The following is a 22,320-nucleotide window of genomic DNA, read 5'->3' as shown; positions in this document are numbered from 1 at the left end:
CCTTGACGCCGACGTCAAGGAAAGCCGGACGGGCCCGGCCGGACGGGCCGTCCGGGCCGTCCGGCGACACCCGCACGTGCCGTCACCGCGGGGCGGCGTCACGCCCCTTCGGTGATGGTCCTGTACGTGCTCGCCCAGTCGTCCGCCGCGTGCCCCTTGGCGATCGTCCGGTCCGCCACTGCCTTGATGGACTCCAGCTGGGAGACGTCGAGACCGCGGTGGCGCGCCGCGTGGAGGATGTGGTCGACGCCCGCGGCCATCATGCCGAGGTTGGCCTGGACGCCGGGGTAGCTGCCCGCGTCGATGTTGGCCGCGAAGGACTGCACGATGGGCGGCAGGATCTGGACGATGGCGCCGAGGAACGGGGTGATGTCGGCGGCCTTGACCCCGTCGGCCGTGGCCAGGGCGTACGCATGCACAAGGCCCGAGATGCTCCCGTAGAAGAAGTCCAGCAGGGAGAGGTCGTACAGCGCGGCAAGCCCGGGGTCGGTGCCGACGAAGACCGCGTTGCCGCCGAGGGCCTTGAGCGTGGATTCGTAGCGCTGGAACGCCTCCTGGGAGCCGGAGTGGAAGAGCAGCGCGTCGGGGGTGCCGATCAGGGGGGTGGGGACCATGACCGCGCCGTCCAGGTACGCGATGGAGCGCTCGGCCGCCCAGGCCGCGGTCTCGCGGCAGCGCTCGGGGGTGTCCGAGGTGAGGTTGACCAGGACACGGCCCTGGAGCGCGTCGGCCAGGGGCTCGAGGATCGCGCTCGCGGCGTCGTTGTCGACGACACAGACGATGGTCAGCTCGCCGGCGCGGACGGCCTCATCGGCGGTGGCCGCGCGGACAGCGCCGCGTGCGACGAGGTCGTCGCCCTTGCCGGGTGTGCGGTTCCAGACGGTGGTGGGGTGGCCGGCGTTCAGGAGGGCCCCGGCGAGGGCCTGGCCCATCGCACCGAGGCCGATGACGGTCACGGAGGTGGTGGATCCGGTGGTGGGTTCGGTGGTCGCGGTGTTCTCGGTAGGCATACGGATCATGCTTGTGGGCCGCACACAACCCCACAAGTACCGACAAGAAAGTCAGGTACTCACCTCGAGGTGAACATCGAGGTCAACGGCCCCGTCCACGGCCCGTCAGCGGCCCGCCGACGGCGGCAACAGCGGTTTCCGCCCCACAGGTGACGAGAGCACGATCGATGTCGTCGTCCGGCCGAGCGCGGACGTCTGCTCCAGGACGTCCTCCAGATGCTCCGTGTCCGTCACGGCGACCTTGAGGATCCAGCAGTCCTCGCCGACGACATGGTGGGCCTCGATCACCTCAGGGCGGCCGAGCAGTTCCAGCGTCCTGGGGTGCTTCAGCGTGTAGCCACCGTGCGGGTTCACGCGGATGAAGGCCTGGATGCCGTAGCCGAGCCTGGCCGGTTCCACCTGCGCGCCGTAGCCCGTGATCGCACCGCACGCCTCGAGGCGGCGCAGCCGCTCGGTGACGGCGGCCGGGCTGAGCCGCACCCGCCGGCCGAGCTCGCTCAGTTTGATGCGGCCGTCGGTCTGGACGAGCTCGAGAATCAGGCGGTCCACCTGGTCGAAGGCGGTCGCCGACGTTTCGTCGGCAGCGGCGCGCAGATGCCGTGGTTCTTTCGGTGCGGCGGCCGGAACTCCCATGACTCCCCCTTCAGGACGCGGCCCGTCAACGTAACACTGGTGGTGCCGGTGGGAAACGCCGGGAATTCGAGGGGAGTCGGGATGCGGGACGTGTGTGTCATCGGCGGCAATCGCTATTTCGGGAAGCGGCTGATCCAGCGGCTGCTGAATTCGGGAGCGCGTGTCACCGTTGTCAACCGCGGCTCTTCCGCGCCGCCCCCGGAGGCCGTTCATCTCGTCGCCGACCGGGACGACGAGACGGCCCTGGCGGCCGCGCTCGGCTCGCGCAGCTTCGACGTGGTCGTCGACCAGGTCTGCTACACCCCGCGCCAGGCCGAGATCGCCAGGCGGGTCTTCGCCGGGCGCACCGGCCGCTACGTGATGACGTCCACCGTCGAGGTGTACGAGCACGAGGACTCCGCGGAACCGGTCGCCGAAGAGGCCGTCGACCCCCGTACGGTCGCGGTGGACCTCGCACTGCCCTGGGACGACGCGGAGTTCCGGGACGCGCACTACGGTGAGGGGAAGCGGCAGGCGGAGGCGGTGTTCGCGCGCGATCCCGCGTTCCCGTACGTGGCCGTGCGCGTCGCCCATGTCCTGGGCGGGGACGACGACTTCACCGGCCGGCTGGACCACTACGCCGACCGCATCCGCAGGGGCGAGCCGATCGCCGTACCCGCCGTGAATCACTCCGCGACCTATGTGTACGTCGAGGAGATCGCCGCGTTCCTGGAATGGGCGGCCGGTGCGGAATTCACAGGTCCGGTGAACGCGGCGGCGCACGGGCGGCTCACCACGGCGGACATCTGCACGGCGGTGGCGGACGCCATCGGCGGCAAGACACTCGTATTCCGGCCTGTGGAGTCCGGGGCGGCCGGCGAGGTGTCGCCGTTCTCCTTCTCCCGCTCGTACGGCATGGACAACTCCCGTGCCGAGCGGCTCGGTTTCCGCTTCGGCCGCAGCACGGAGTGGCTGGCCCAGGCTGTCGCCGAGACCGTCGGCACGCGCGCCGCCGCCGACGTCGAGAAGGTGCGGTGATGACGGCGGTGACGGCGGTGACGGCGGTGCGCAGGATCGGCGGTGTCCAGGTCGGCGCGATCGGGCTCGGTGCGATGCCGCTGTCGATCGAGGGCCACCCCGACGAGGCGCGGGCGGTGGCCACCCTTCACGCCGCGCTCGACGCAGGCGTGACGCTGATCGACACGGCCGACTCGTACCACCCGCCGGGCGAGCAGCCGGGCGCGGGTGAGCTGCTGGTCGCCCGCGCCCTCGCGGCGTACGGCGGCGACACCGGTGACGTACTCGTCGCGACCAAGGGCGGGCGCGGGCGCACCGCCGACGGCGACTGGTCGGTCAACGGCGACCCGCGTCATCTGCGGCGGGCCGCCGAGGCCTCCGCCGAGCGGCTGGGTGTCGAGGCGATCGGGCTCTACCAGCTGCACAAGCCGGACCCCGCCGTTCCGTACGCCGAATCGCTGGGGGCGATCCGCGAGTTGCTGGACGCGGGCACGATCCGCATGGCCGGGATCTCCAACGTCGACACCGCACAGATCAGGCAGGCCCGGGAGATCCTCGGCGACGGGCTCGTGTCGGTGCAGAACCGCTACTCGCCTGCCGTCCGGGACAGCGAGGCGGAGCTCCGGCTCTGCGCCGAGCTGGGGCTGGCCTTCCTGCCGTGGAGCCCACTGGGCGGGATCTCGCGCAGTTCGCTCGACGGGGCCTCGGCGCAGGACGTGGACCCGGAATTCGCGGGCTTCCACCGGGTGGCGCGGGAGCGTGGGGTGAGCGCGCAGCAGGTGGCGCTCGCCTGGCTGCTGGCACGATCGCCTGTGGTCATCCCGATCCCCGGGGCCAGTAGGCCGCAGTCGGCGAGGGATTCGGCGGCGGCCGCCGGTCTCGTACTCACTGAGCAGGAGGTGCGGCTGCTCGACGCGGCGTGAGCCACCCGCCGCCCGCCGCCCCCAACTGGTCTGTGGCTTCGGAAAGTTAAGGGTGCGAAGTCATTGACGGCTGCCCTGGCTCCATCTACAAAACCTCTGAGAGCGCTCTCAAGCCCCCCTCGGCACCATCCCCTCCGGAGGTGTTCCTTGAGTACGAGCCGCATCAGACGCACTCCCCTCTTCAGCGCACTCCTCGCCATGACCGTGGCACTCGCCGGCTTCCTCGCCGTCGGCGGCGCGGGAACGGCGCGCGGGGCCGTACCGCCCGCACCCGGCTGGACGCTGCAGTGGAGCGACGACTTCACCGGGCCCGACCGGTCCCTGCCCTCCTCCACCAACTGGCAGATCGACACGGGCCACGCCTATCCCGGCGGCCCCGCCAACTGGGGCACCGGCGAGATCCAGAACTACACCTCCAGCCCCGACAACCTCAGCCTCGACGGCAGCGGCAACCTCCGCATCACCCCGCTCCGGGACGGCGCGGGCAACTGGACCTCCGCCCGGATCGAGACCCGCCGCGCCGACTTCAAGGCCCCGGCCGGCGGCACCCTGCGCATCGAGAGCCGGATCCAGATGCCGAACGTGACCGGTGACGCGGCCCTGGGCTACTGGCCGGCCTTCTGGGCACTCGGCGCGCCCTACCGGGGCAACTACTGGAACTGGCCGGGCATCGGCGAGTTCGACATCATGGAGAACGTCAACGGCATCAACTCCGTGTGGGGGGTGCTGCACTGCGGCGTCAACCCGGGCGGCCCCTGCAACGAGACGACGGGCATCGGCGCCAGCCGCACCTGCCCCGGCGCGAGCTGCCAGTCGGCCTTCCACACCTACCGCTTCGAGTGGGACCGGTCCGTCTCCCCCAACGAACTGCGCTGGTACGTGGACGACCAGCTCTTCCACAGCGTGAACCAGAGCCGGGTCGACGCCGGTACCTGGGCCAACATGACGGACCACGCGGGATACTTCATCCTCCTCAACGTCGCGATCGGCGGCGCCTTCCCGGACGCGCTGGCCGGAAAGACCCCGACCGCCGCGACCGTCCCGGGCCGCCCGATGCTCGTCGACTACGTCGGCGTCTGGACGCGGGGCGGTGGCGGCACGACCCCGCCGCCGACCGACCCGCCGCCGTCGGGCTCCTCGCAGCTGTATCTGCGCACGGGAGGCGGCGCCGGTGACCCGGCCGCGTCCTCCACGGTCACGCTCGCCTCCGCCGGCGGCGCGAATTACGACGGCACTCCGCACAACCCGCAGGTGTTCACGTCCGGCCCGATCACGCGGACGTACGACGGCGGCTCGACACAGTTCGACCTGTTCGTGGACGCAGGGACAACGGTTGCCAACGGCCAGCAGGTGAGGGTGAGTTACGACCGTACCGGAGACGGGACCTGGGACCGTACGGAGACGTACCACTACTTCGCCACCGATCCCGTGCCGGGATACGAGCACTACACGCAGGCGCGCGGCCTGCAGTCGGCCACCGGTACACACGGCAACCTGACGGGCGGCAAGGTGCGCGTCGAGGTGTGGAGCGCGATCGGCAACGGCAGCAGCACGCTCGGCATCGGCAACCAGTCCGTCGTCAGAATCCCCTTCGGCTGATGAGGAGTTGGCCGTGAATCCTCTGTTACGCCGAGTGCTGTCGGGCGCGGCCGCCGCGCTGTTCCTGGCCACGGCGGGGTGCGCGACGGCTCGCGACGCCGGCTCCGTGCACTCCGGCTCCGTGCACGCCGGGCACGCCGGCCACGCCGGGCAGCACTCGGCGCACGCGTACACCTACACCAAGGCCCAGCAGGCGGCGATCGTCGCGCAGGCTGCGGCACCGCTGCGCGGCAGCGAGTTCCGCGCGGACTGCTTCTCCAGCCACCGCCGGGGCGACGACCCGATCGTCTTCCCCGGCCAGGCGGGCCGCTCCCACATCCATGAGTTCTACGGGAACAGGACGGCGGACGCCTCGTCGACGCTCCAGTCACTGAGTGCGGGCACCACCAACTGCACCCCGGCGACCGACCTCTCCTCCTACTGGACACCCACCCTCTACCGGAACGGAGTCCCCGTGGCCCCTGAGCGGGTCACCGTCTACTACCAGGGCATCACGGATCGCACCCGGGCCGTCGCCCATCCGCGCGGCCTGCGGTACGTCGTCGGCAACGCCCTGGCCACCTCCCCCGACCAGAATCCGGCCGCCCGCTGGTCCTGTGTCGGCCGGCCCGAGTCGAGCCGGGACTTCATGAACTGCCCGCCCGGCACCAAGCTGGAGAACTATCTGGACTTCCCCACCTGCTGGGACGGGAAGAACCTGGACAGCGCCAACCACCGCGACCACATGGCGTACGCGACCGGGCAGACCTGCCCGGCCGGTCACCCCGTGGTCGTACCCCGCCTGGAACTGCTGATCACCTGGCCGGTCACCGGCGGCGGCCTCACCCTGGCGGGCACCCGGAACGGCGCGAACGTCACCGACGCGCCCGGCTACACCTTCCACGGCGACTTCTTCAACGCCTGGGACCAGGCGGAGCTGGAGCGCCGGGTGCGCGACTGCATCGTCGCGGGCTACATCTGCGGGACGGACGGCGCACCGATCCAGCAGTGAGTGGTGCGCGAGCGGCGTGGACCTGGGACGTGGCTCCGGGGGCCCGATCAGGCCCCCGGAGCCCGGAAGTCGACCGTCTTCTTCGTGGCCGCGTCGATGTCCTCCACGCTGATCAAGGGAACGACCCTGGACGTCACCGCTCCGGTGGCGCGGGCGGCCATGGCGGTGGCGACCATGCAGACATCGTCGGGCATGTCGACGACGCAGTAGAGATCGTCGTCACCGAAGGCGTAGTACATCCATTCGAGGGTGCCTCCGCACGATCTGATGACCTGCTCCACGGCCTGCCTGCGGCCCGTGCCGCCCTCCTTGAGCAGGCCCTTGGTTCCCTCTGCGGTGTAGCTGGCCTGGACGAGGTACTTCGGCATGCGCCTCTCCCGTTGTTCCGGTGCGCCGCCGGGTGCGGCCACGGTTTCACCTTTGGCCACCCGAGGTCCTACGGCCATCCAGAGACCCCCGCCCGTGTCCCCAGGGGCCTAGGGTGCAGCCCCGCAGCCTCGTCCCGGTGGGGGCGGGGTACGGGTGCGGGCCCCGGCTCGGTGCCGGGGCCCGCGTGGGTGGTGACGGTCAGACCTTCGCCGTCGCCAGCTCGTCCTCGTCGTCCTCCCGCGGCTCGGGTACGTCCACGGCGGCGCCGCCGGCCGGGGCGTGGTCGTCGACGAGGGTCTCCTCGTCGAACGGGATGCGTCCTGCGAGCACTTCGGCGGCCCGCTCCTTGTCGATCTCCTTGGTCCAGGTGCCGACGAGGACCGTGGCGACCGCGTTGCCGGCGAAGTTGGTGAGGGCGCGGGCCTCGCTCATGAAGCGGTCGATGCCAACGATGAGACCGACGCCGTCGACGAGATCGGGCCTGTGCGACTGCAGGCCGCCCGCCAGGGTCGCCAGGCCCGCGCCGGTGACGCCCGCCGCACCCTTCGAGGCGATGATCATGAAGACGAGCAGCGAGATCTGCTCGGGGATCGAGAGCGGGTTGCCCATCGCCTCGGCGACGAAGAGCGAGGCCATCGTCAGATAGATTGCGGTGCCGTCCAGATTGAAGGAGTAGCCGGTCGGGACGGTGATGCCGACGACGGGCTTCGAGACGCCCAGGTGCTCCATCTTGGCGATGAGCCGCGGCAGCGCGGACTCCGACGACGAGGTGGAGAGGATGAGCAGGAACTCGCGGCCCAGGTACTTCAGCAGCGCGAACAGGTTCACCCCGGCGATCAGGCGCAGCAGCGTGCCGAGGACGACGAAGACGAACAGCGCGCAGGTGACGTAGAAGCCGATCATGATGACCGCGAGCGACTTCAGTGCGTCGAGCCCGGCCGAGCCGACCACCGCCGCGATCGCGCCGAACGCGCCCACCGGAGCCGCCCACATGATCATCGCGAGGATGCGGAAGACCAGCCGCTGGATGTGCCCGATGCCGCGCAGCACCGGCTCACCGGCCTTGCCCATGGCCTGCAGCGCAAAGCCGACCAGCAGCGCGACCAGCAGCGTCTGGAGCACCTCGCCCTCGGTGAAGGCGGAGACCAGGGTCTTCGGGATGATCCCGAGGAGGAAGTCGGGGGTGCTCTCGCTCGCGCCCTCCGCCTGCTTCGCGCCCTCCTCGGCGATCGCGTCGGTCAGGTGCAGCCCGGCACCCGGCTCCAGGATGTTGCCCACGATCAGGCCGATGGCGAGCGCCACCGTCGACATCACCAGGAAGTAGCCGAGGGCGAGGCCGCCGACCGCGCCGACCTTGGCGGCCTTGCGGACCGAGCCGACGCCGAGCACGATCGTGCAGAAGATGATCGGGGAGATCATCATCTTGATCAGGTTCACGAAGCCGGTGCCGAGCGGTTTGAGCTCGACGGCGACGCCGGGTGCGGCGAAGCCCACGACGATGCCGAGGACGACGGCACCGATGACTGCGAGATAGAGATAATGGGTGCGGTCCCGCCTTGCGGCTGCTGGTGGGGTTGCCACGGGGATTCCTCCTCGACGACCTGACGAACATCCACGTCCCGGCGGATGTCCTCGATGCCGCGACTATTCATCACCCCTGTGACCCCGGTCACCCTTGCGTACGTTTCGTTCACACGAAATCGGCCAGGCAGACTTACGGCATGCACATACCGCGCCTTCGCAGCCTCGCAGGCCAGCTCTTCGCGATGCAGGTCGTGCTGGTCGCCGCGATCGTGGCGGGGTTCGCGTTCTTCACGTACGTCACCGACCGCACGCAGGCCGAGGAGACCGCGCGGCGGCAGGCGACGGCCACCGCGACGGCGGTGGCGGACTCGCCGTCGGTGGTGGCCGCGGCACGGTCCGCCGACCCGTCGGCGCTGCTCCAGCCGTACGCGGAGAGGCTGCGGAAGGACTCGGGCGTCACCTTTGTGGTGATCATGGCGCCGAACGGGACGCGATGGACGCATCCGGAGCCGGCCCAGATCGGCCGTAAGTATCTGGGGCACATCGACGAGGCGCTGCGCGGTCGTACGTACTCGGAGACGTACACGGGGACGCTTGGGCCTTCGGTGCGGACGGTGGCGCCGGTGCGGGACGGTGGCCGGATCGTCGCGCTCGTGAGCGCGGGCATCACCATCGACAGGATCAGCGAGCAGGTGCGGAAGCAGGTCACCGCGCTGCTGGGGATGGCGGGCGCGGCGCTGGTGCTCGGCGGAGTCGGTACGTACGTGATCAACGCGCGGCTGCGGCGGCACACGCACGGGATGAACGCGGCGGAGCTGAGCGCCATGCACGACTACCACCAGGCCGCGCTGCATGCGGTGCGCGAGGGGCTGGTGATGCTGGACGGGCGTCGCCGGATCGCCCTGATCAACGACGGCGCACGGGAGTTGCTCGGTCTGGACGCGGACGCCGTGGGGCGGGGCGTCGACGAACTGGGGCTGCCGCCCGGGCTCACGGGCGCACTGCTCGCGAGCGAGCCGCGCGTCGACGAGCTGCATCTGACCGCGGACCGGGTGCTCGTCGTCTCCACGCAGCCGGTGGTGGGCGGCGAACGCCGGGGTACGGTCGTGACCCTGCGGGACCACACCGAGCTCCAGGCCCTCACCGGCGAGCTGGACTCGGAGCGCGGGTTCACCCAGGCCCTGCGCGCCCAGGCCCATGAGGCGGCGAACCGCCTTCACACCGTCGTCTCCCTCATCGAACTGGGCCGCGCGGACGAGGCGGTCCGGTTCGCCACGGCCGAGCTGGAGCTGGCCCAGGCCCTCACGGACCGCGTCGTCACCGCTGTCGCCGAACCGGTCCTGGCCGCCCTTCTGTTGGGCAAGGCAGCCCAGGCCAACGAGAGCGGCGTCGAACTCATCCTCACCGACGACAGCCGCCTCGACGACGGCGTCCTCCCCCCGTGGCTCCCCCAGCGGGACCTGGTCACCATCCTCGGCAACCTGATCGACAACGCGGTCGAGGCGGCCTCGGCCACGGGCGGCGCGCCGACGCAACGGGCCGCCGGGGCGGCAAGGGCCCGGGTCACCGTCACCGTCCGCACCGACAACGACGAACTCGTCCTGCGCGTCGCCGACACCGGGCCGGGGGTGGGCCCCGGGGACACGGATGCCGTGTTCCGGCGCGGATGGTCGACCAGGGGTCCGGGTCGCGGCCTGGGGCTGGCGCTCGTGCGACAGGCCGCGCATCGTGGTCGGGGGACGGTGGAGGTGGGCCAAGGACCTGACGGGGGCGCGGAGTTCACGGTCAGGCTGCCGCTGCGAGCCGCGGAGGTGAGCACATGAACCGGCCGGGGGTCCGGGGGTTGCCCCCGGAACGACACAGCACGGTCAGGCTGCCGCTGCGAGCCGCGGAGGTGAGCACATGAGCCCGACCGCCGGCAGCGACATCCGTGTGCTCGTCGTCGAGGACGACCCCGTCGCCGCCGACGCCCACGCGCTCTATGTCGGGCGTGTGCCGGGGTTCACCGTCGCCGGGGTGGCGCACTCGCGCGCCGAGGCGCACAGGCTGCTGGAGCGGACACCCGTCGAGCTGATCCTGCTGGACCTCTATCTGCCCGACGGGCACGGGCTCCAGCTGCTGCGCGCACTGCGCGCCGCGGGCCACTCCGCGGACGTCATCGCCGTCACGTCCGCCCGCGACCTCGCGATCGTCCGCGAGGGCGTGTCGCTCGGGGTCGTCCAGTACGTCCTCAAGCCCTTCACCTTCGCCACGCTCCGCGACCGCCTCACCCGGTACGCCGAGTTCCGCGCGAGCGCCGGCGAGGCGTCGGGCCAGGACGAGGTGGACCGGGCGCTCGCGACGCTCCGTACACCCCAGCCGGCCGCGCCTCCCAAGGGCCTCAGCGGGCCCACGCTCGAAGCCGTGACCCGCACGCTCCGCGACGCCCCCGCCGGGCTCACCGCGGCCGAGGCAGGCGCGGCCGTCGGGATCTCACGGATCACCGCGCGCCGCTATCTGGAACACCTGGTCACCGCGGGCGTGGCGGCCCGCAGCCCCCAGTACGGGCAGATCGGCCGCCCCGAGCTCCAGTACCGCTGGATCCCGTCGGGCCGCTGAAAACCCCCGAGGGAGTCCACCAGCCGGCATCTACCCGCTGGTACGCTACGCGTGTCGACCCCTCCGTCTCCGGCACGGAATCTGGGCGCCCGCGTCTCTGGATGTTCCTACGAGTTGTGACCTTGGGTAAACGCACCGTAGTCAAAACGTCCTCGCCCCCTCTACGGTGTGCCCGTGCACTCCACCCCGCCCTTCAACGCCCCCGCCGCCCGCCGACTGCGCGAGGCGCTGGGGATGGCTCCCGGCCACGTCGCCTACGGTCTCCAGGCTCAGTACGGACTCCAGATAGCCCCGGACATCGTGGTCGCCTGGGAACGGGGACTGCTGGCGCCGAGCTCCCAGGAGCTGACGGCGCTGGCCGGAGTGCTGTGGTGTGCGCCCGGTGACCTGCTGGGCGCGGCCAGGACCCTGCGCGAGCACCGGATGGCGCGGGCCATGACCGTGGAGGACCTCGCCCGCCGGGTGGGCATGGACGTGTCCTCGTACCGGAAGATGGAGGACGCGAACCGCTGGCGCGGCAACGAACGCCAGACCGCCGCCCTCGCCGAGACCCTTGCGCTCTCGCCGCGCGAGCTGCTCACCGCCACCGGGCGCAACGACGAGCTGGCGGAGCTGCTGCGGAGCGCGGCGACGACGCGGTGGCAGGCGTACGTACGCCCGGTCGCGAAGCTGCTGGCGATGCCCAAGCGGCATCTCGAGGACGTACTGCAGCAGCTGCACGCGGACTACCAGGCGCGCATGGTGACGACGTCCAGCTGGGGCGCGTCCGGCGGCTCGGGCGACTCGGGCAGGCAGTTCCTCGACCGGGTGGTGGACCACTTCTGGGAGCTGGCCCCGGGGTAGGGCTGCTGGGGACCCGTCCGGCGCATGCCCCGGGTCTGCATGCTGCCCGCCTTCAGGCGCCGCGCCTCACAAGCCTCAGAAGACCGACTCCGCCTCGAACACCCGGTCCTCCGGCACCGTCTTCAGCCGGGTCACCGCCTCCGCCAGCGGCACCAGCGTGACCTGCGTACCCCGCAGCGCGGTCATCCTGCCGAACTCACCGCGGTGCACGGCCTCCACCGCGTGCCAGCCGAAGCGGGTCGCGAGGACCCGGTCGTACGCGGTGGGGACGCCGCCGCGCTGGACGTGACCGAGGATGACCGGGCGCGCCTCCTTGCCGAGCCGGCGTTCGAGCTCGACGGCGAGCCGGTTGCCGATGCCGGCGAAGCGCTCGTGGCCGTACTGGTCGATCTCGCCCTTCTCGTACGGCATCGACCCCTCGGCCGGATGTGCACCCTCCGCGACGCAGACGACCGCGAACTTCTTGCCGCGGGCGAAGCGTTCCTCGACCATCTTCACCAGGTCGTCGACCTCGAAGGGCCGCTCGGGCAGGCAGATTCCGTGCGCACCGCCCGCCATTCCGGACTCCAGCGCGATCCAGCCCGCATGTCGGCCCATCACCTCGACGACCATGACCCGCTGGTGGGACTCGGCGGTGGTCTTGAGGCGGTCGATGGCCTCGGTGGCGACCGTGACCGCGGTGTCGAAGCCGAAGGTACGGTCGGTGGCGGAGATGTCGTTGTCGATCGTCTTGGGCACGCCGACGACGGGCATTCCGGCGTCGGCCAGCATCCGGGCGGCGGTCAGCGTCCCCTCGCCGCCGATGGGGATGAGCGCGTCGAGGTTGTAGCGGCGGGCCAACTCCTCGCAGTTCTCGGCGGCTTCACGCAGCCGGGCGCGCTCGAGCCGGGCGGAGCCGAGGATCGTGCCGCCGCGGGCGAGGATGCCGCTGACGGCGTTGAGGTCGAGGGGGCGGTAGTGGCCGTCGAGCAGGCCCTTGAACCCGTCCTCGAAGCCGATGACTTCGTCGCCGTGGCCGGTCAGGGCTCGGTGCACGACCGACCGGATCACTGCGTTCAGGCCGGGGCAGTCGCCGCCTGCGGTGAGAACTCCGATGCGCATCGTGCTGTGTCTCCTGCTCGCTGGTGATACATGTGAGCGGTTTCGATTCTCACACGCCGGGTCCGGACCGCGCCCTCCGGCGGCTCCGCGGACACCGGGTGCACGCGGCGGGCGCTGTACCCACCCCCGGAGGTATTGTCAAGAGGGCAATGCCACCCTATCGAGGTTTTTCGAGCACGCGAGCATGACGCCGAGCAGCGCTCGGCGCCCAGCGGTCGGAGCCCAGTGCTCAGAGCCCGGAGCCCAGCGCTCCCGGGCTCAGACCGCTGGACACACCGCACCCGCACACCGCACACGACACAGGACAGGAGAGCACGCGTGACGCGCAGCGTGTACGTGACCGGCATCGACCGGGGGGACGGTCGCCAAGTGGTCGAGCTGGGGGTCATGGAGCTCCTGACCCGCCAGGTGGACCGGGTGGGAGTGTTCCGGCCACTGGTCCACGACGGACCCGACCGTCTGTTCGATCTGCTGCGCGCCCGCTACCGGCTCTCGCAGGACCCGTCGACCGTGTACGGCATGGACTACCACGACGCCGCGGCGCTCCAGGCCGAGAAGGGCACCGACGAGCTGGTGTCCCGGCTCGTCGACCGCTTCCTCGCGGTGGCGCGCGAATACGACGTCGTCCTCGTCCTCGGCACGGACTTCCACGCCACCCAACTCCCCGACGAGCTGGCGCTGAACGCGCGGCTGGCCAACGAGTTCGGCGCCTCCGTCATACCCGTGGTGGGCGGCAAGGGCCAGACGGCCGAATCCGTACGCGCCGAGGCCCGCAACGCCCACCGCGCCTATGACGTGCTCGGCTGCGACATCCTCGCGATGGTCGTGAACCGGGTGGCGCCCGAGGACCGTGAGGTGATCGCCGAGCGGCTCGCGGCCCGGCTGCCCGTCCCCTGCTACGTCCTGCCGGACGAGCCCGCGCTCGCCGCGCCCACGGTCGCCCAGATCACCCACGCCCTGGGGGCCACCGTGCTGCTCGGGGACGACTCCGGTCTCGCCCGGGACGCACTGGACTTCGTCTTCGGCGGCGCCATGCTGCCGAACCTCCTGAAGGCCCTGACCCCCGGCTGCATGGTCGTCACTCCCGGTGACCGCGCCGACCTCGTGGTCGGCGCACTCGCCGCGCACTCCGCGGGCACCCCGCCCATCGCGGGCCTGCTGCTCACCCTCGACGAACGCCCCGCCGAGTCGATCCTGACGCTGGCGTCCCGGCTCGCGCCGGGCACCCCGGTGATCTCGGTGCCCGGCGGTTCCTTCCCCACCGCGGCCGAACTCTTCGCGATGGAAGGCAAGTTGAACGCGGCGACCCCGCGGAAGGCGGAGACCGCGCTCGGCCTCTTCGAGCGCCACGTCGACACGGCGGGCCTGCTCGGACGGGTCGAGGTGGCCCGTACCGGCCGGGTCACGCCGATGATGTTCGAGCACGACCTGCTGGAGCAGGCCCGCGCCGACCGCCGCCGCGTCGTGCTGCCCGAGGGCACAGAGGAGCGGGTGCTGCAAGCCGCCGACGTACTGCTGCGCCGTGACGTCTGCGATCTGACCCTGCTCGGCGACACCGACGTCATCCGCAAGAAGGCCGCCGACCTCGGCATCGACCTCGCCGCCGTCCAGCTGATCGACCCGGTGACCGCCGAGCTGCGCCAGCGCTTCGCCGAGCGGTACGCCGAGATGCGCGCCCACAAGGGCGTCTCGGTGGAGCTGGCGTACGACGTCATCGCGGACGTGAACTACTTCGGCACGCTGATGGTCCAGGAGGGACTGGCCGACGGCATGGTGTCGGGCTCGGTCCACTCGACGGCCGCGACCATCCGGCCCGCGTTCGAGATCATCAAGACCAAGCCCGACGCCTCGATCGTGTCGTCCGTCTTCTTCATGTGCCTCGCCGACAAGGTGCTGGTGTACGGCGACTGCGCGGTCAACCCGGACCCGAACGCCGAGCAGCTCGCCGACATCGCCGTGCAGTCGGCGGCCACGGCGGCCCGCTTCGGCGTCGAGCCGAGGATTGCGATGCTGTCGTACTCCACCGGCACCTCGGGCTCCGGCGCGGACGTCGACAAGGTCCGGGAGGCGACCAAGCTGGTCCGCGAGCGCCACCCCGACCTGAAGATCGAGGGCCCCATCCAGTACGACGCGGCGGTCGCGCCGTCCGTCGCGGCGACCAAGCTGCCGGACTCCGAGGTGGCGGGCCAGGCGACCGTGCTGATCTTCCCCGACCTCAACACGGGCAACAACACCTACAAGGCCGTGCAGCGTTCGGCCGGAGCGGTGGCCGTGGGGCCGGTGCTGCAGGGCCTGCGCAAGCCGGTCAACGACCTCTCGCGCGGCGCGCTGGTCAGCGACATCGTCAACACGGTCGCGATCACCGCGATCCAGTCCCAGGGTCAGGAGCTCCCCGCATGACCGCCACTCGCGTTCTCGTCCTCAACTCCGGCTCGTCGTCGGTGAAGTACCAGCTGCTGGACATGCGCGACAGCTCGCGGCTCGCCGTGGGCCTCGTCGAGCGGATCGGCGAGCAGACGTCCCGGCTGGTGCACACCCCGATGGCCGGCACGGCCTCCGGCGGCGCCGGGAAGCGTGAGCGCACGGGCCCGATCCCGGACCACGACGCGGCGCTCAAAGCGGTTGCCGAGGAGCTGACGCAGGACGGGCTCGGCCTCGACTCCCCCGAACTCGCGGCGATCGGCCACCGGGTGGTGCACGGCGGGCTGAAGTTCACCGCCCCCACCGTGATCACCGACGAGGTGCTGGCGGAGATCGAGCGGCTGGTCCCGGTGGCGCCCCTGCACAACCCGGCGAACATCACGGGTATCCGTACCGCCCAGGCACTGCGTCCCGATCTGCCGCAGGTCGCGGTGTTCGACACGGCGTTCCACACGACGATGCCGGAGTACGCGGCGCGGTACGCGATCGACGTCGAGACCGCGGACGCCCACCGGATCCGACGCTACGGCTTCCACGGCACCTCGCACGCGTTCGTCTCCCGCAGGACCGCCGCGCTGCTCGGCAAGGCCCCGGAGGACGTGAACGTCATCGTGCTCCACCTGGGCAACGGCGCCTCGGCGTCGGCGGTCGCCGGTGGCCGCTGTGTGGACACCTCGATGGGACTGACCCCGCTGGAGGGGCTGGTCATGGGGACGCGCTCGGGCGACATCGACCCGGCGGTCACCTTCCACCTCAAGCGGGTGGCGGGAATGTCCGAGGACGATGTCGACGTCCTGCTCAACAAGAAGAGCGGCTTGGTGGGGCTGTGCGGCGACAACGACATGCGGGAGATCCGCCGCCGTATCGACGAGGGCGACGAGCGGGCGCGGCTCGCGTTCGACATCTACATCCACCGGCTGAAGAAGTACATCGGCGCCTACTACGCCGTCCTCGGCCGGGTCGACGCGGTCGCGTTCACCGCGGGCGTCGGCGAGAACGCGGCTCCGGTGCGGGAAGCCGCCATCGCCGGCCTCGAGCAGCTCGGGCTGGTGGTGGACCCGGACCTCAACGCCGTACGGTCGGACGAGCCGCGGATCGTCTCGCCGCAGGACGCGCGGGTGGCGGTCGCGGTGGTGCCGACCGACGAGGAACTGGAGATCGCGCAGCAGACCTTCGCGCTGGTCGGCGAACCCCTCGACTGAGCGAACGTCCGCCCATTTGTATTTTCCGCCAGATGGAATATTCAGCCTAGAAACAAACCGATAGGATCCGCCTTATGCGCCGTTCCAAAATCGTCTGCACACTGGGCCCCGCCGTCGACTCCTACGAGCAGCTGAAAGCGCTCATCGAGGCCGGCATGAACGTGGCCCGATTCAACATGAGCCATGGGACCCAGGCAGAGCACCAGGAGCGGTACGACCGCCTCCGCAGGGCGGTGGCGGACACCGGCCGCGCCGTCGGCGTGCTCGCCGACCTCCAGGGCCCCAAGATCCGACTGGAGACCTTCGCCGAGGGACCGGTCGAGCTGCTCCGCGGGGACGAGTTCACGATCACCACCGAGGACGTCCCCGGTGACAAGTCCATCTGCGGTACGACGTACAAGGGCCTGCCCGGCGACGTCTCCAAGGGCGACCAGATCCTCATCAACGACGGCAACGTCGAGCTCCGGGTCACCGAGGTCGACGGCGCACGCGTCAAGACCATCGTGATCGAGGGCGGTGTCATCTCCGACCACAAGGGCATCAATCTGCCCGGCGCGGCGGTCAACGTCCCCGCCCTGTCCGAGAAGGATGTCGAGGACCTGCGCTTCGCCCTGCGGATGGGCTGCGACATGGTCGCGCTCTCCTTCGTCCGCGACGCCAACGACGTCAAGGACGTCCACAAGGTGATGGACGAGGAGGGCCGCCGCGTCCCGGTCATCGCCAAGGTGGAGAAGCCGCAGGCCGTCGCCAACATGGCGGACGTCGTCGCGGCGTTCGACGCGGTGATGGTGGCGCGCGGCGACCTGGCCGTCGAGTACCCGCTGGAGCGGGTCCCGATGGTGCAGAAGCGCCTCATCGAGCTCTGCCGCCGCAACGCCAAGCCGGTGATCGTCGCGACCCAGATGATGGAGTCGATGATCACCAACTCCCGCCCGACCCGCGCCGAGGCGTCCGACGTCGCCAACGCGATCCTGGACGGCGCCGACGCGGTCATGCTGTCGGCGGAGTCGAGCGTGGGCGCGTACCCGATCGAGACGGTCAAGACGATGTCCAAGATCGTCACCGCGGCCGAGGAGGAGCTCCTCTCCAAGGGCCTCCAGCCCCTGGTCCCTGGCAAGAAGCCGCGCACCCAGGGCGGTTCGGTCGCCCGCGCGGCCTGCGAGATCGCCGACTTCCTCGGCGGCCGTGCCCTGGTCGCCTTCACCCAGTCCGGCGACACGGCCCGCCGGCTCTCCCGCTACCGGGCCCAGCAGCCGATCCTGGCCTTCACGACGGAGGAGTCGACCCGCAACCAGCTCACCCTGAGCTGGGGCGTGGAGCCCTTCATCGCCCCGTTCGTGGAGACCACGGACGCGATGGTGGACCTGGTCGACGCGGCCCTGCTGAAGCTCCAGCGCTTCAACGAGGACGACATCATGATCATCACCGCGGGCTCCCCTCCGGGCGTCCCGGGCACGACGAACATGGTGCGGGTGCACCACCTGGGTGGCGGCACCAAATCCGCCTGACGCCTTCGGGCGCGTACGACTGTGGGGCCGCATCCCTGGCGGGGGTGCGGCCCCTCGGGCTGTCGGCGTCCGTGGTCGCCGGGATACGCGACCAGCCCACCTGAGTGGTATCCACCGTGACCCGTCGCCGGCATCGGCAAGCCCGAGCCACTTAAGGTGATCTGTCGGGCTACTGGTCCCGCCGCATCGACGACGAGCGCCGCCTCGTCCACCGGGCCGACGACAAGGAAGTCGTCATCATCGCGCCGGCTGACGACTGTGGGCCGCACCCACGAAGGGTGCGGCCCACAGCCTTCCGCGGCTCCCGGAAGATCAGCCGGCGCTGCCACCGGTGAAGTAGTTGTGCAGTCCGGGCACGGTGAGCGTGCCGCCGAACTGGCCGGCCTGCTTGATCTTCACGTCGGTGAAGATCGCGAAGGGGACGTCGAGCGGGGGCGGCGTCTGGGGGCTGAAGGTGACCGGGATGAGTCCGAACAGCTTGCCCTTCAGCTCCTCCGTGTACATGGTCACCGGGCCGGTGCGGATCGTGGACGTGGAGCCCGCCGCCCCCTTGACGTGGGCGGTGGTTCCGTTCGGGCCCTCGACCAGCTGGTGCAGGTCGTCGATGTCCACCGAGGTCGCCGTGAACTTCAGCGCCTTCTTGATCTTGCCGCTGCCGGTCCTCACCTCGACGATGCCGTGGTACTTGAGCCCGCTCAGCGTGAGCTTGCTGCTCTCCAGCCGCCAGGGGGCGTCCGGCAGCAGCGGGATGCCCGGCTCCAGTTCGGCGGCGGCCAGCGCCTCCGGGTCGGCGGTGGGACACGGGAAGCGCGGCTTGCCGTCGGCGCCCTCCGGGATGTCCTCGTCCTTGACCGGGTCGAGGCCCTTGGCCTTGTCGTCGAGCTCCTCGACCTCGGCACCGGCCTTCTCGGCCGCGTCCTTGATGGCCTCCGCGGTCTTGTCGACCGTGCCGCTGACCGGGTCCTTGGTCGCCTCGCCCGCGTCGGACGGCGTCTCCGTCGCCGGCTTCGACGGCTCTTCGGTGGGCTTCGCGGTGTCACTCGGCGCCGGGGTCGTCGGCGTGGCCGTCGGCTCGTCGGGGCCGTCGAACAGGTCCTTGATCGCGTCGCCGACACCCAGCGGGTCGAGCGGGTTCTTGGTCTCGCTGGGCGTGGGGTCCGCGGTCGGCGCGGACTGGCCGACAGGCTCGCCCCCCGCCCCGGACGCCGAGGGGGAAGCGCCAGGCTTCGGCTCGTCGCCGGCGTCGCCGGACGGGCTCGCGGACGGCTCGTCGGAAGGCTTGTCCGACGGCTCGTCCGTGGAGTCGGACGCGTCGTCGGAAGGCTTGGACGACTCCGAGGCGGACGGCGACTCCTCCGGCGCCTGCGGCTCGTCCGAGCGGGTCACGCACGGGCCGGGGGCGAAGGGAATGTCCTTCTCGTCGGCGAGCGCCAGCTTGGGCGTGAGCCCCATGCCGACGAAGACCGCCGTGGGCATCGCTGCGATGGCCATGGCCTTGCCCGCGGGTATCTGCAGCTTGGTCAGCAGCGACTTCCTCGGGGCCGCGTGACGCGGGCCCTTTCTCAGGCGGGGCTCTTCGTCAGCCGCGATCAGTGATTCTTCGTCACCCCGCACTGTTGCTCCCGCCTTCGGTGTGGGCAGTCGTCTTCGCCATGCTCACGGTGTCCGAGAACTGCGGACCGGGTACGAGCGGAACGTTGTCCGCATCGTCCGCCGCGGGGGCCGGGGCAGTCGGCTCCGCGGTGTCCTCGGCCGGCTCGGCAGGCTTCCCGGGCGCCCAGGAGATGGAGAGTGCGCCACCGATCAGGGCGAGCAGGAAGCCGATGAGAAAGCCTCCGATGTTGGACACCGGGAGCGAGATCAGGGCCAGCATGATCGTGGCCACACCGGCGAACACTCGGACAATGTGGTGGAACCACATGGTCAGTCCCAGCGTCACCAGCAGCACGCCGATGATCAGCGAACCCGCGCCCGCGGTGGTGGCCATGTTCAGCGTCATATGGCCGACCTGGAGACTTGCATACGGGAAGTAGGCAATCGGTACGCCGCCGAGCATGGTGAACAGGCCGGCCCAGAAGGGCCGCTGGCCCCGCCAGTCGCGGAAACGCCGCTTGATGACGCGGAGGTAGTGCTCGTCGTTCTGCCCCGGTGACTCGGCGCTCATGGAAAACAGCTCCCTGGAACCGGTGTTGCTGTGAAAAGAAGTGAGGGTCGGGCGGGCGGGGCCACGGAAGGTGCTCCCCACCCGCCCGGGCGGGTGCTTAGTAGCACTCCTTGACGCCCTTGTGCAGCTTCATGCTGAGATTGCTCAGCTTGAAGGTGCCGGCGGTGGTCGCCCACGCCGTCTGCTTGACGCCGGTCAGCTTGGCCGTCTTGGCCCGCTGGGCGAATCCGTACGGGTTCACCTGCTTCTCGGTACCGGGCTGGATGCCGGGCTTGTTGTTCCCGTCGCCCGCCGCGACGCCGATGTCGATCTGGCCGAACTCGGCGCTCGTCGTCTCGAGCTTCTCGACGTCCAGGTACAGGCCCGTCGCATCGACGGGCGTACCCTTGTTGCCGGCCGTGAGCTCCAGGCTGACGCTGCCGAAGAACGGCACGTCGGGAGTGACGACCGACTGGCACATGTTGGTGATCGTCGCGTGGCTGAACGCCGACACCGCGACCGGGTGGGCAGTCTTGTTGCCCTTGAGGTCGGTGCCCGTCGCGAGGCTTCCGTACTGGAGGAAGTCCTCACCGTTCAGCTCATCGGCCGTCACCTTGAAGCTCTGGCCGGAAACACTGAAGGACGCCGCAAGCGCACCCTGTGCCAGACCGACGCCTATCGCAGCCGTGGCGGCCACGGACGGCACCATGACGACCGCGAACCGCTTCCATCTGGTCCCACCACGAACCTGGGACATATCTGTTCCTCCTTCTCGGACGTACATCTCCGGTACGGACCGAGGAGGTCCGTCCTGGGATGGGAGAAGTGCTACGTCCTCGGGAAGGAGAGCGCCGTGAGAACAGGCACGAGCCACGTCCGCATCACCGGCGATCACCCCCGAGCGACAACCACTGGCCACGCCTTCGCGCAACCGCAATGGACAGGCCCTGCCGGGTCAGGCAGGAACCCCCCTGTCCGCGGCCGGCGCCTCTGCCGCCGGCCCACTCGGTGGGGACCCAGGACCGCGGACGCGGCTGGCTGCCGGGCTGGTGCGGTAATGGACCGAGCGTCGCCGATCGTGGTGCATTACGCGCCGGGGCACAAGGGGGTTCGTTACTCGCTAGTAACGGACGGATAACCACGCCACGACACCGCGATGTCGACCGGCCACAGAGGGTGCCTCGGAGTGGTGGGACAGAGGGGTGGATAGGTGCGAATAAACGGACAGAGCAACGGGGTTGATTTACTCCAAGTAACAGCGGCCGCGTTTACCAAGTTTTGGTAAAGCGCGGCCGCCGTTTGTCACTGTGTCGCCAAATCCGCCGCTCGTAACGGCGCAATGACTCCCTCGGAACGCCCCGTCAGAACAGCACGCGCGCGAGCGCCGCGCGCGCCGCCGTCACCCGCGGGTCGTCCGGGCCGATCACCTCGAAGAGCTCCAGCAGGCGCAGCCGGGCGGCATCGCGGTCCTCGCCCGCCGTGCGCCGCACGGTGTCGACCAGCCGACCGAAGGCGTCCTCGACATGCCCACCGACCAGATCGAGGTCGGCGGCGGCGATCTGCGCCTGGACGTCGTCCGGCTTGTCCGCGGCCTCCTTGCGCACCGCCGACGGGTCCATGTCCTGCACCCTGGCGAGCAGTTCGGCCTGGGCCAGGCCGAGCTTGGCCTCCATGTTGCCCGGGTCGTCGGAGAGCACGTTCTTGTACGCCTGGACGGCGCCGCCGAGGTCGCCCGCGTCCAGCGCCTGGACGGCCGCTTCTAGCAGCGCGTCGTGCGGTCCCGCCGGGACCGGGGCCGGGGCCGGGGCGCCCTCCTCGGCGTCCGCGTCCACGGTGAGGCCGGTGAGACCGAAGCGCTCCTCGCCGACCTGGATCAGCTGGTCGAGGGTCTGCCGGATCTGCTGTTCGGGCGCCAGGCCCTGGAAGAGCGGCAGCGCCTGGCCGGCGACCACCGCGAAGACCGCCGGGATGCCCTGGATCCCGAACTGCTGCATCAGCATCTGATTGGCTTCGACGTCGATCTTGGCGAGCACGAAACGGCCGTTGTATTCACGGGCGAGCCGCTCCAGCACCGGGCTCAGCTGCTTGCAGGGCTCGCACCACTCGGCCCAGAAGTCGATGACGACCGGTACTTCGGCCGAGCGCTGGAGGATGTCGCGCTCGAAGCCCGCCTCGTCGACGTCGATCACCAGGCTGGACGGGGGCACGGCACCGCCGCCGCCGTGCCGGGCGGCCTCGGCACGGGCCTGCTCCGCCTTGGCCTTGGCCTCACCGGCCGCCTTCACCGCGGCGAGGTCGACGACGCCGCTCATGGACATGTTCCTAGGCTGCATGAGTACATCCTCCCCCCTCCGCGCGCACGAGTGAAAAACCCGACGGAAGAGCGCCGACCGCGGGTGGTGCGTACTGCGATGCGTACTGTGGCGCCGGGTCCCCACCTGGCACCTGTGTTGTCGCTT

Annotated in this window: 19 protein-coding genes and 1 pseudogene; 11 read left to right on the top strand and 9 right to left on the bottom strand. The window is 70.5% G+C overall.

Features of this window, described 5'->3' with window-relative positions; genetic code table 11:
• Positions 1–98 precede the first annotated feature (98 nt).
• Positions 99–1,010 (bottom strand): NAD(P)-dependent oxidoreductase, encoded by a 912-nt coding sequence (locus tag ACWCXB_RS02155; RefSeq protein ID WP_450718005.1) that lies wholly within the window; start codon positions 1,008–1,010, stop codon positions 99–101.
• A gap of 105 nt (positions 1,011–1,115) precedes the next feature.
• Positions 1,116–1,643 (bottom strand): Lrp/AsnC family transcriptional regulator, encoded by a 528-nt coding sequence (locus tag ACWCXB_RS02150; RefSeq protein ID WP_450718003.1) that lies wholly within the window; start codon positions 1,641–1,643, stop codon positions 1,116–1,118.
• Between the two features lie 81 nt (positions 1,644–1,724).
• On the opposite strand from ACWCXB_RS02150, the gene ACWCXB_RS02145 reads away from it, so the two are divergent.
• The 4 genes from ACWCXB_RS02145 to ACWCXB_RS02130 all read left to right on the top strand — a co-directional run bounded on the left by ACWCXB_RS02145 (position 1,725) and on the right by ACWCXB_RS02130 (position 6,152).
• On the top strand, positions 1,725–2,660 hold the full coding sequence (locus ACWCXB_RS02145; protein ID WP_450718001.1) for an NAD-dependent epimerase/dehydratase family protein: 936 nt from the start codon (positions 1,725–1,727) through the stop codon (positions 2,658–2,660).
• Complete coding sequence (locus ACWCXB_RS02140) at positions 2,660–3,562, top strand: aldo/keto reductase (RefSeq protein WP_450717999.1); 903 nt, start codon at positions 2,660–2,662, stop codon at positions 3,560–3,562. The genes ACWCXB_RS02145 and ACWCXB_RS02140 overlap by 1 nt, the downstream gene beginning before the upstream one ends.
• 198 nt (positions 3,563–3,760) lie before the next feature.
• On the top strand, positions 3,761–5,161 hold the full coding sequence (locus ACWCXB_RS02135; protein ID WP_450718202.1) for a glycoside hydrolase family 16 protein: 1,401 nt from the start codon (positions 3,761–3,763) through the stop codon (positions 5,159–5,161).
• A gap of 13 nt (positions 5,162–5,174) precedes the next feature.
• The gene (locus ACWCXB_RS02130; protein ID WP_450717997.1) at positions 5,175–6,152 is read left to right on the top strand and encodes a DUF1996 domain-containing protein; all 978 of its coding nucleotides are present in this window, start codon (positions 5,175–5,177) and stop codon (positions 6,150–6,152) included.
• Between the two features lie 47 nt (positions 6,153–6,199).
• Here ACWCXB_RS02130 and ACWCXB_RS02125 read toward each other — a convergent pair whose 3' ends face one another.
• Positions 6,200–6,520, bottom strand: a complete 321-nt coding sequence (locus tag ACWCXB_RS02125) for a GYD domain-containing protein (protein WP_450717995.1) — start codon at positions 6,518–6,520, stop codon at positions 6,200–6,202.
• A gap of 199 nt (positions 6,521–6,719) precedes the next feature.
• Positions 6,720–8,108: a cation:dicarboxylate symporter family transporter gene (locus ACWCXB_RS02120; protein ID WP_450718200.1), complete on the bottom strand. Its 1,389-nt coding sequence runs from the start codon at positions 8,106–8,108 to the stop codon at positions 6,720–6,722.
• A gap of 134 nt (positions 8,109–8,242) precedes the next feature.
• On the opposite strand from ACWCXB_RS02120, the gene ACWCXB_RS02115 reads away from it, so the two are divergent.
• From ACWCXB_RS02115 to ACWCXB_RS02105, 3 genes are all read left to right on the top strand, one after another.
• Entirely contained in the window at positions 8,243–9,868 is a 1,626-nt protein-coding gene (locus ACWCXB_RS02115) for a sensor histidine kinase (RefSeq protein ID WP_450717993.1), read from the top strand.
• A gap of 79 nt (positions 9,869–9,947) precedes the next feature.
• Entirely contained in the window at positions 9,948–10,643 is a 696-nt protein-coding gene (locus ACWCXB_RS02110; protein ID WP_450717991.1) for a response regulator, read from the top strand.
• A gap of 174 nt (positions 10,644–10,817) precedes the next feature.
• Positions 10,818–11,486 carry a helix-turn-helix domain-containing protein gene (locus ACWCXB_RS02105; protein WP_450717989.1) on the top strand — a complete coding sequence of 223 codons (669 nt, stop codon included), beginning with the start codon at positions 10,818–10,820 and terminating at the stop codon, positions 11,484–11,486.
• A 75-nt stretch (positions 11,487–11,561) separates the two neighbouring features.
• Here the strand turns inward: ACWCXB_RS02105 and ACWCXB_RS02100 are convergent, their stop codons facing one another.
• Positions 11,562–12,587, bottom strand: a complete 1,026-nt coding sequence (locus ACWCXB_RS02100; protein WP_450717987.1) for an ATP-dependent 6-phosphofructokinase — start codon at positions 12,585–12,587, stop codon at positions 11,562–11,564.
• A gap of 318 nt (positions 12,588–12,905) precedes the next feature.
• Between ACWCXB_RS02100 and pta the strand changes: the two genes are divergently transcribed.
• The 4 genes and pseudogenes from pta to ACWCXB_RS02080 all read left to right on the top strand — a co-directional run.
• Positions 12,906–14,987, top strand: a complete 2,082-nt coding sequence (gene pta, locus ACWCXB_RS02095; RefSeq protein WP_450717985.1) for a phosphate acetyltransferase — start codon at positions 12,906–12,908, stop codon at positions 14,985–14,987.
• Entirely contained in the window at positions 14,984–16,210 is a 1,227-nt protein-coding gene (locus tag ACWCXB_RS02090; RefSeq protein WP_450717983.1) for an acetate kinase, read from the top strand. Before pta ends, ACWCXB_RS02090 begins: the two co-directional genes overlap by 4 nt.
• A gap of 74 nt (positions 16,211–16,284) precedes the next feature.
• Positions 16,285–17,718 (top strand): pyruvate kinase, encoded by a 1,434-nt coding sequence (gene pyk / locus ACWCXB_RS02085; protein ID WP_450717981.1) that lies wholly within the window; start codon positions 16,285–16,287, stop codon positions 17,716–17,718.
• Positions 17,719–17,838: 120 nt separating this feature from the next.
• Positions 17,839–17,960 (top strand): annotated as a pseudogene (locus ACWCXB_RS02080) (Txe/YoeB family addiction module toxin); the annotation flags it as partial.
• A 70-nt stretch (positions 17,961–18,030) separates the two neighbouring features.
• Here the strand turns inward: ACWCXB_RS02080 and ACWCXB_RS02075 are convergent.
• The 4 genes from ACWCXB_RS02075 to ACWCXB_RS02060 form a co-directional block, all read right to left on the bottom strand.
• Complete coding sequence (locus tag ACWCXB_RS02075; protein ID WP_450717979.1) at positions 18,031–19,332, bottom strand: hypothetical protein; 1,302 nt, start codon at positions 19,330–19,332, stop codon at positions 18,031–18,033.
• Positions 19,322–19,882 carry a DUF6114 domain-containing protein gene (locus ACWCXB_RS02070; protein WP_450717977.1) on the bottom strand — a complete coding sequence of 187 codons (561 nt, stop codon included), beginning with the start codon at positions 19,880–19,882 and terminating at the stop codon, positions 19,322–19,324. The genes ACWCXB_RS02075 and ACWCXB_RS02070 overlap by 11 nt, the downstream gene beginning before the upstream one ends.
• A gap of 97 nt (positions 19,883–19,979) precedes the next feature.
• The gene (locus ACWCXB_RS02065) at positions 19,980–20,618 is read right to left on the bottom strand and encodes a DUF6230 family protein (protein ID WP_450717975.1); all 639 of its coding nucleotides are present in this window, start codon (positions 20,616–20,618) and stop codon (positions 19,980–19,982) included.
• Between the two features lie 604 nt (positions 20,619–21,222).
• On the bottom strand, positions 21,223–22,194 hold the full coding sequence (locus ACWCXB_RS02060) for a tetratricopeptide repeat protein (RefSeq protein ID WP_450717973.1): 972 nt from the start codon (positions 22,192–22,194) through the stop codon (positions 21,223–21,225).
• Positions 22,195–22,320: the final 126 nt, after the last annotated feature.

The sequence above is a fragment of the Streptomyces sp. NPDC001514 genome, assembly GCF_053597075.1.
This window is presented reverse-complemented; position numbering and strand designations above follow the sequence as displayed.

What these genes read in the sequence shown, in the direction of transcription:
- ACWCXB_RS02155 (WP_450718005.1), bottom strand. Translation starts at nt 1,010, where the DNA reads ATGCCTACCGAGAACACCGCGACCACCGAACCCACCACCGGATCCACC.
- ACWCXB_RS02150 (WP_450718003.1), bottom strand. Translation starts at nt 1,643, where the DNA reads ATGGGAGTTCCGGCCGCCGCACCGAAAGAACCACGGCATCTGCGCGCC.
- ACWCXB_RS02145 (WP_450718001.1), top strand. Translation starts at nt 1,725, where the DNA reads ATGCGGGACGTGTGTGTCATCGGCGGCAATCGCTATTTCGGGAAGCGG.
- ACWCXB_RS02140 (WP_450717999.1), top strand. Translation starts at nt 2,660, where the DNA reads ATGACGGCGGTGACGGCGGTGACGGCGGTGCGCAGGATCGGCGGTGTC.
- ACWCXB_RS02135 (WP_450718202.1), top strand. Translation starts at nt 3,761, where the DNA reads ATGACCGTGGCACTCGCCGGCTTCCTCGCCGTCGGCGGCGCGGGAACG.
- ACWCXB_RS02125 (WP_450717995.1), bottom strand. Translation starts at nt 6,520, where the DNA reads ATGCCGAAGTACCTCGTCCAGGCCAGCTACACCGCAGAGGGAACCAAG.
- ACWCXB_RS02115 (WP_450717993.1), top strand. Translation starts at nt 8,243, where the DNA reads ATGCACATACCGCGCCTTCGCAGCCTCGCAGGCCAGCTCTTCGCGATG.
- ACWCXB_RS02110 (WP_450717991.1), top strand. Translation starts at nt 9,948, where the DNA reads ATGAGCCCGACCGCCGGCAGCGACATCCGTGTGCTCGTCGTCGAGGAC.
- ACWCXB_RS02100 (WP_450717987.1), bottom strand. Translation starts at nt 12,587, where the DNA reads ATGCGCATCGGAGTTCTCACCGCAGGCGGCGACTGCCCCGGCCTGAAC.
- ACWCXB_RS02090 (WP_450717983.1), top strand. Translation starts at nt 14,984, where the DNA reads ATGACCGCCACTCGCGTTCTCGTCCTCAACTCCGGCTCGTCGTCGGTG.
- pyk (WP_450717981.1), top strand. Translation starts at nt 16,285, where the DNA reads ATGCGCCGTTCCAAAATCGTCTGCACACTGGGCCCCGCCGTCGACTCC.
- ACWCXB_RS02070 (WP_450717977.1), bottom strand. Translation starts at nt 19,882, where the DNA reads ATGAGCGCCGAGTCACCGGGGCAGAACGACGAGCACTACCTCCGCGTC.
- ACWCXB_RS02065 (WP_450717975.1), bottom strand. Translation starts at nt 20,618, where the DNA reads ATGTCCCAGGTTCGTGGTGGGACCAGATGGAAGCGGTTCGCGGTCGTC.
- ACWCXB_RS02060 (WP_450717973.1), bottom strand. Translation starts at nt 22,194, where the DNA reads ATGCAGCCTAGGAACATGTCCATGAGCGGCGTCGTCGACCTCGCCGCG.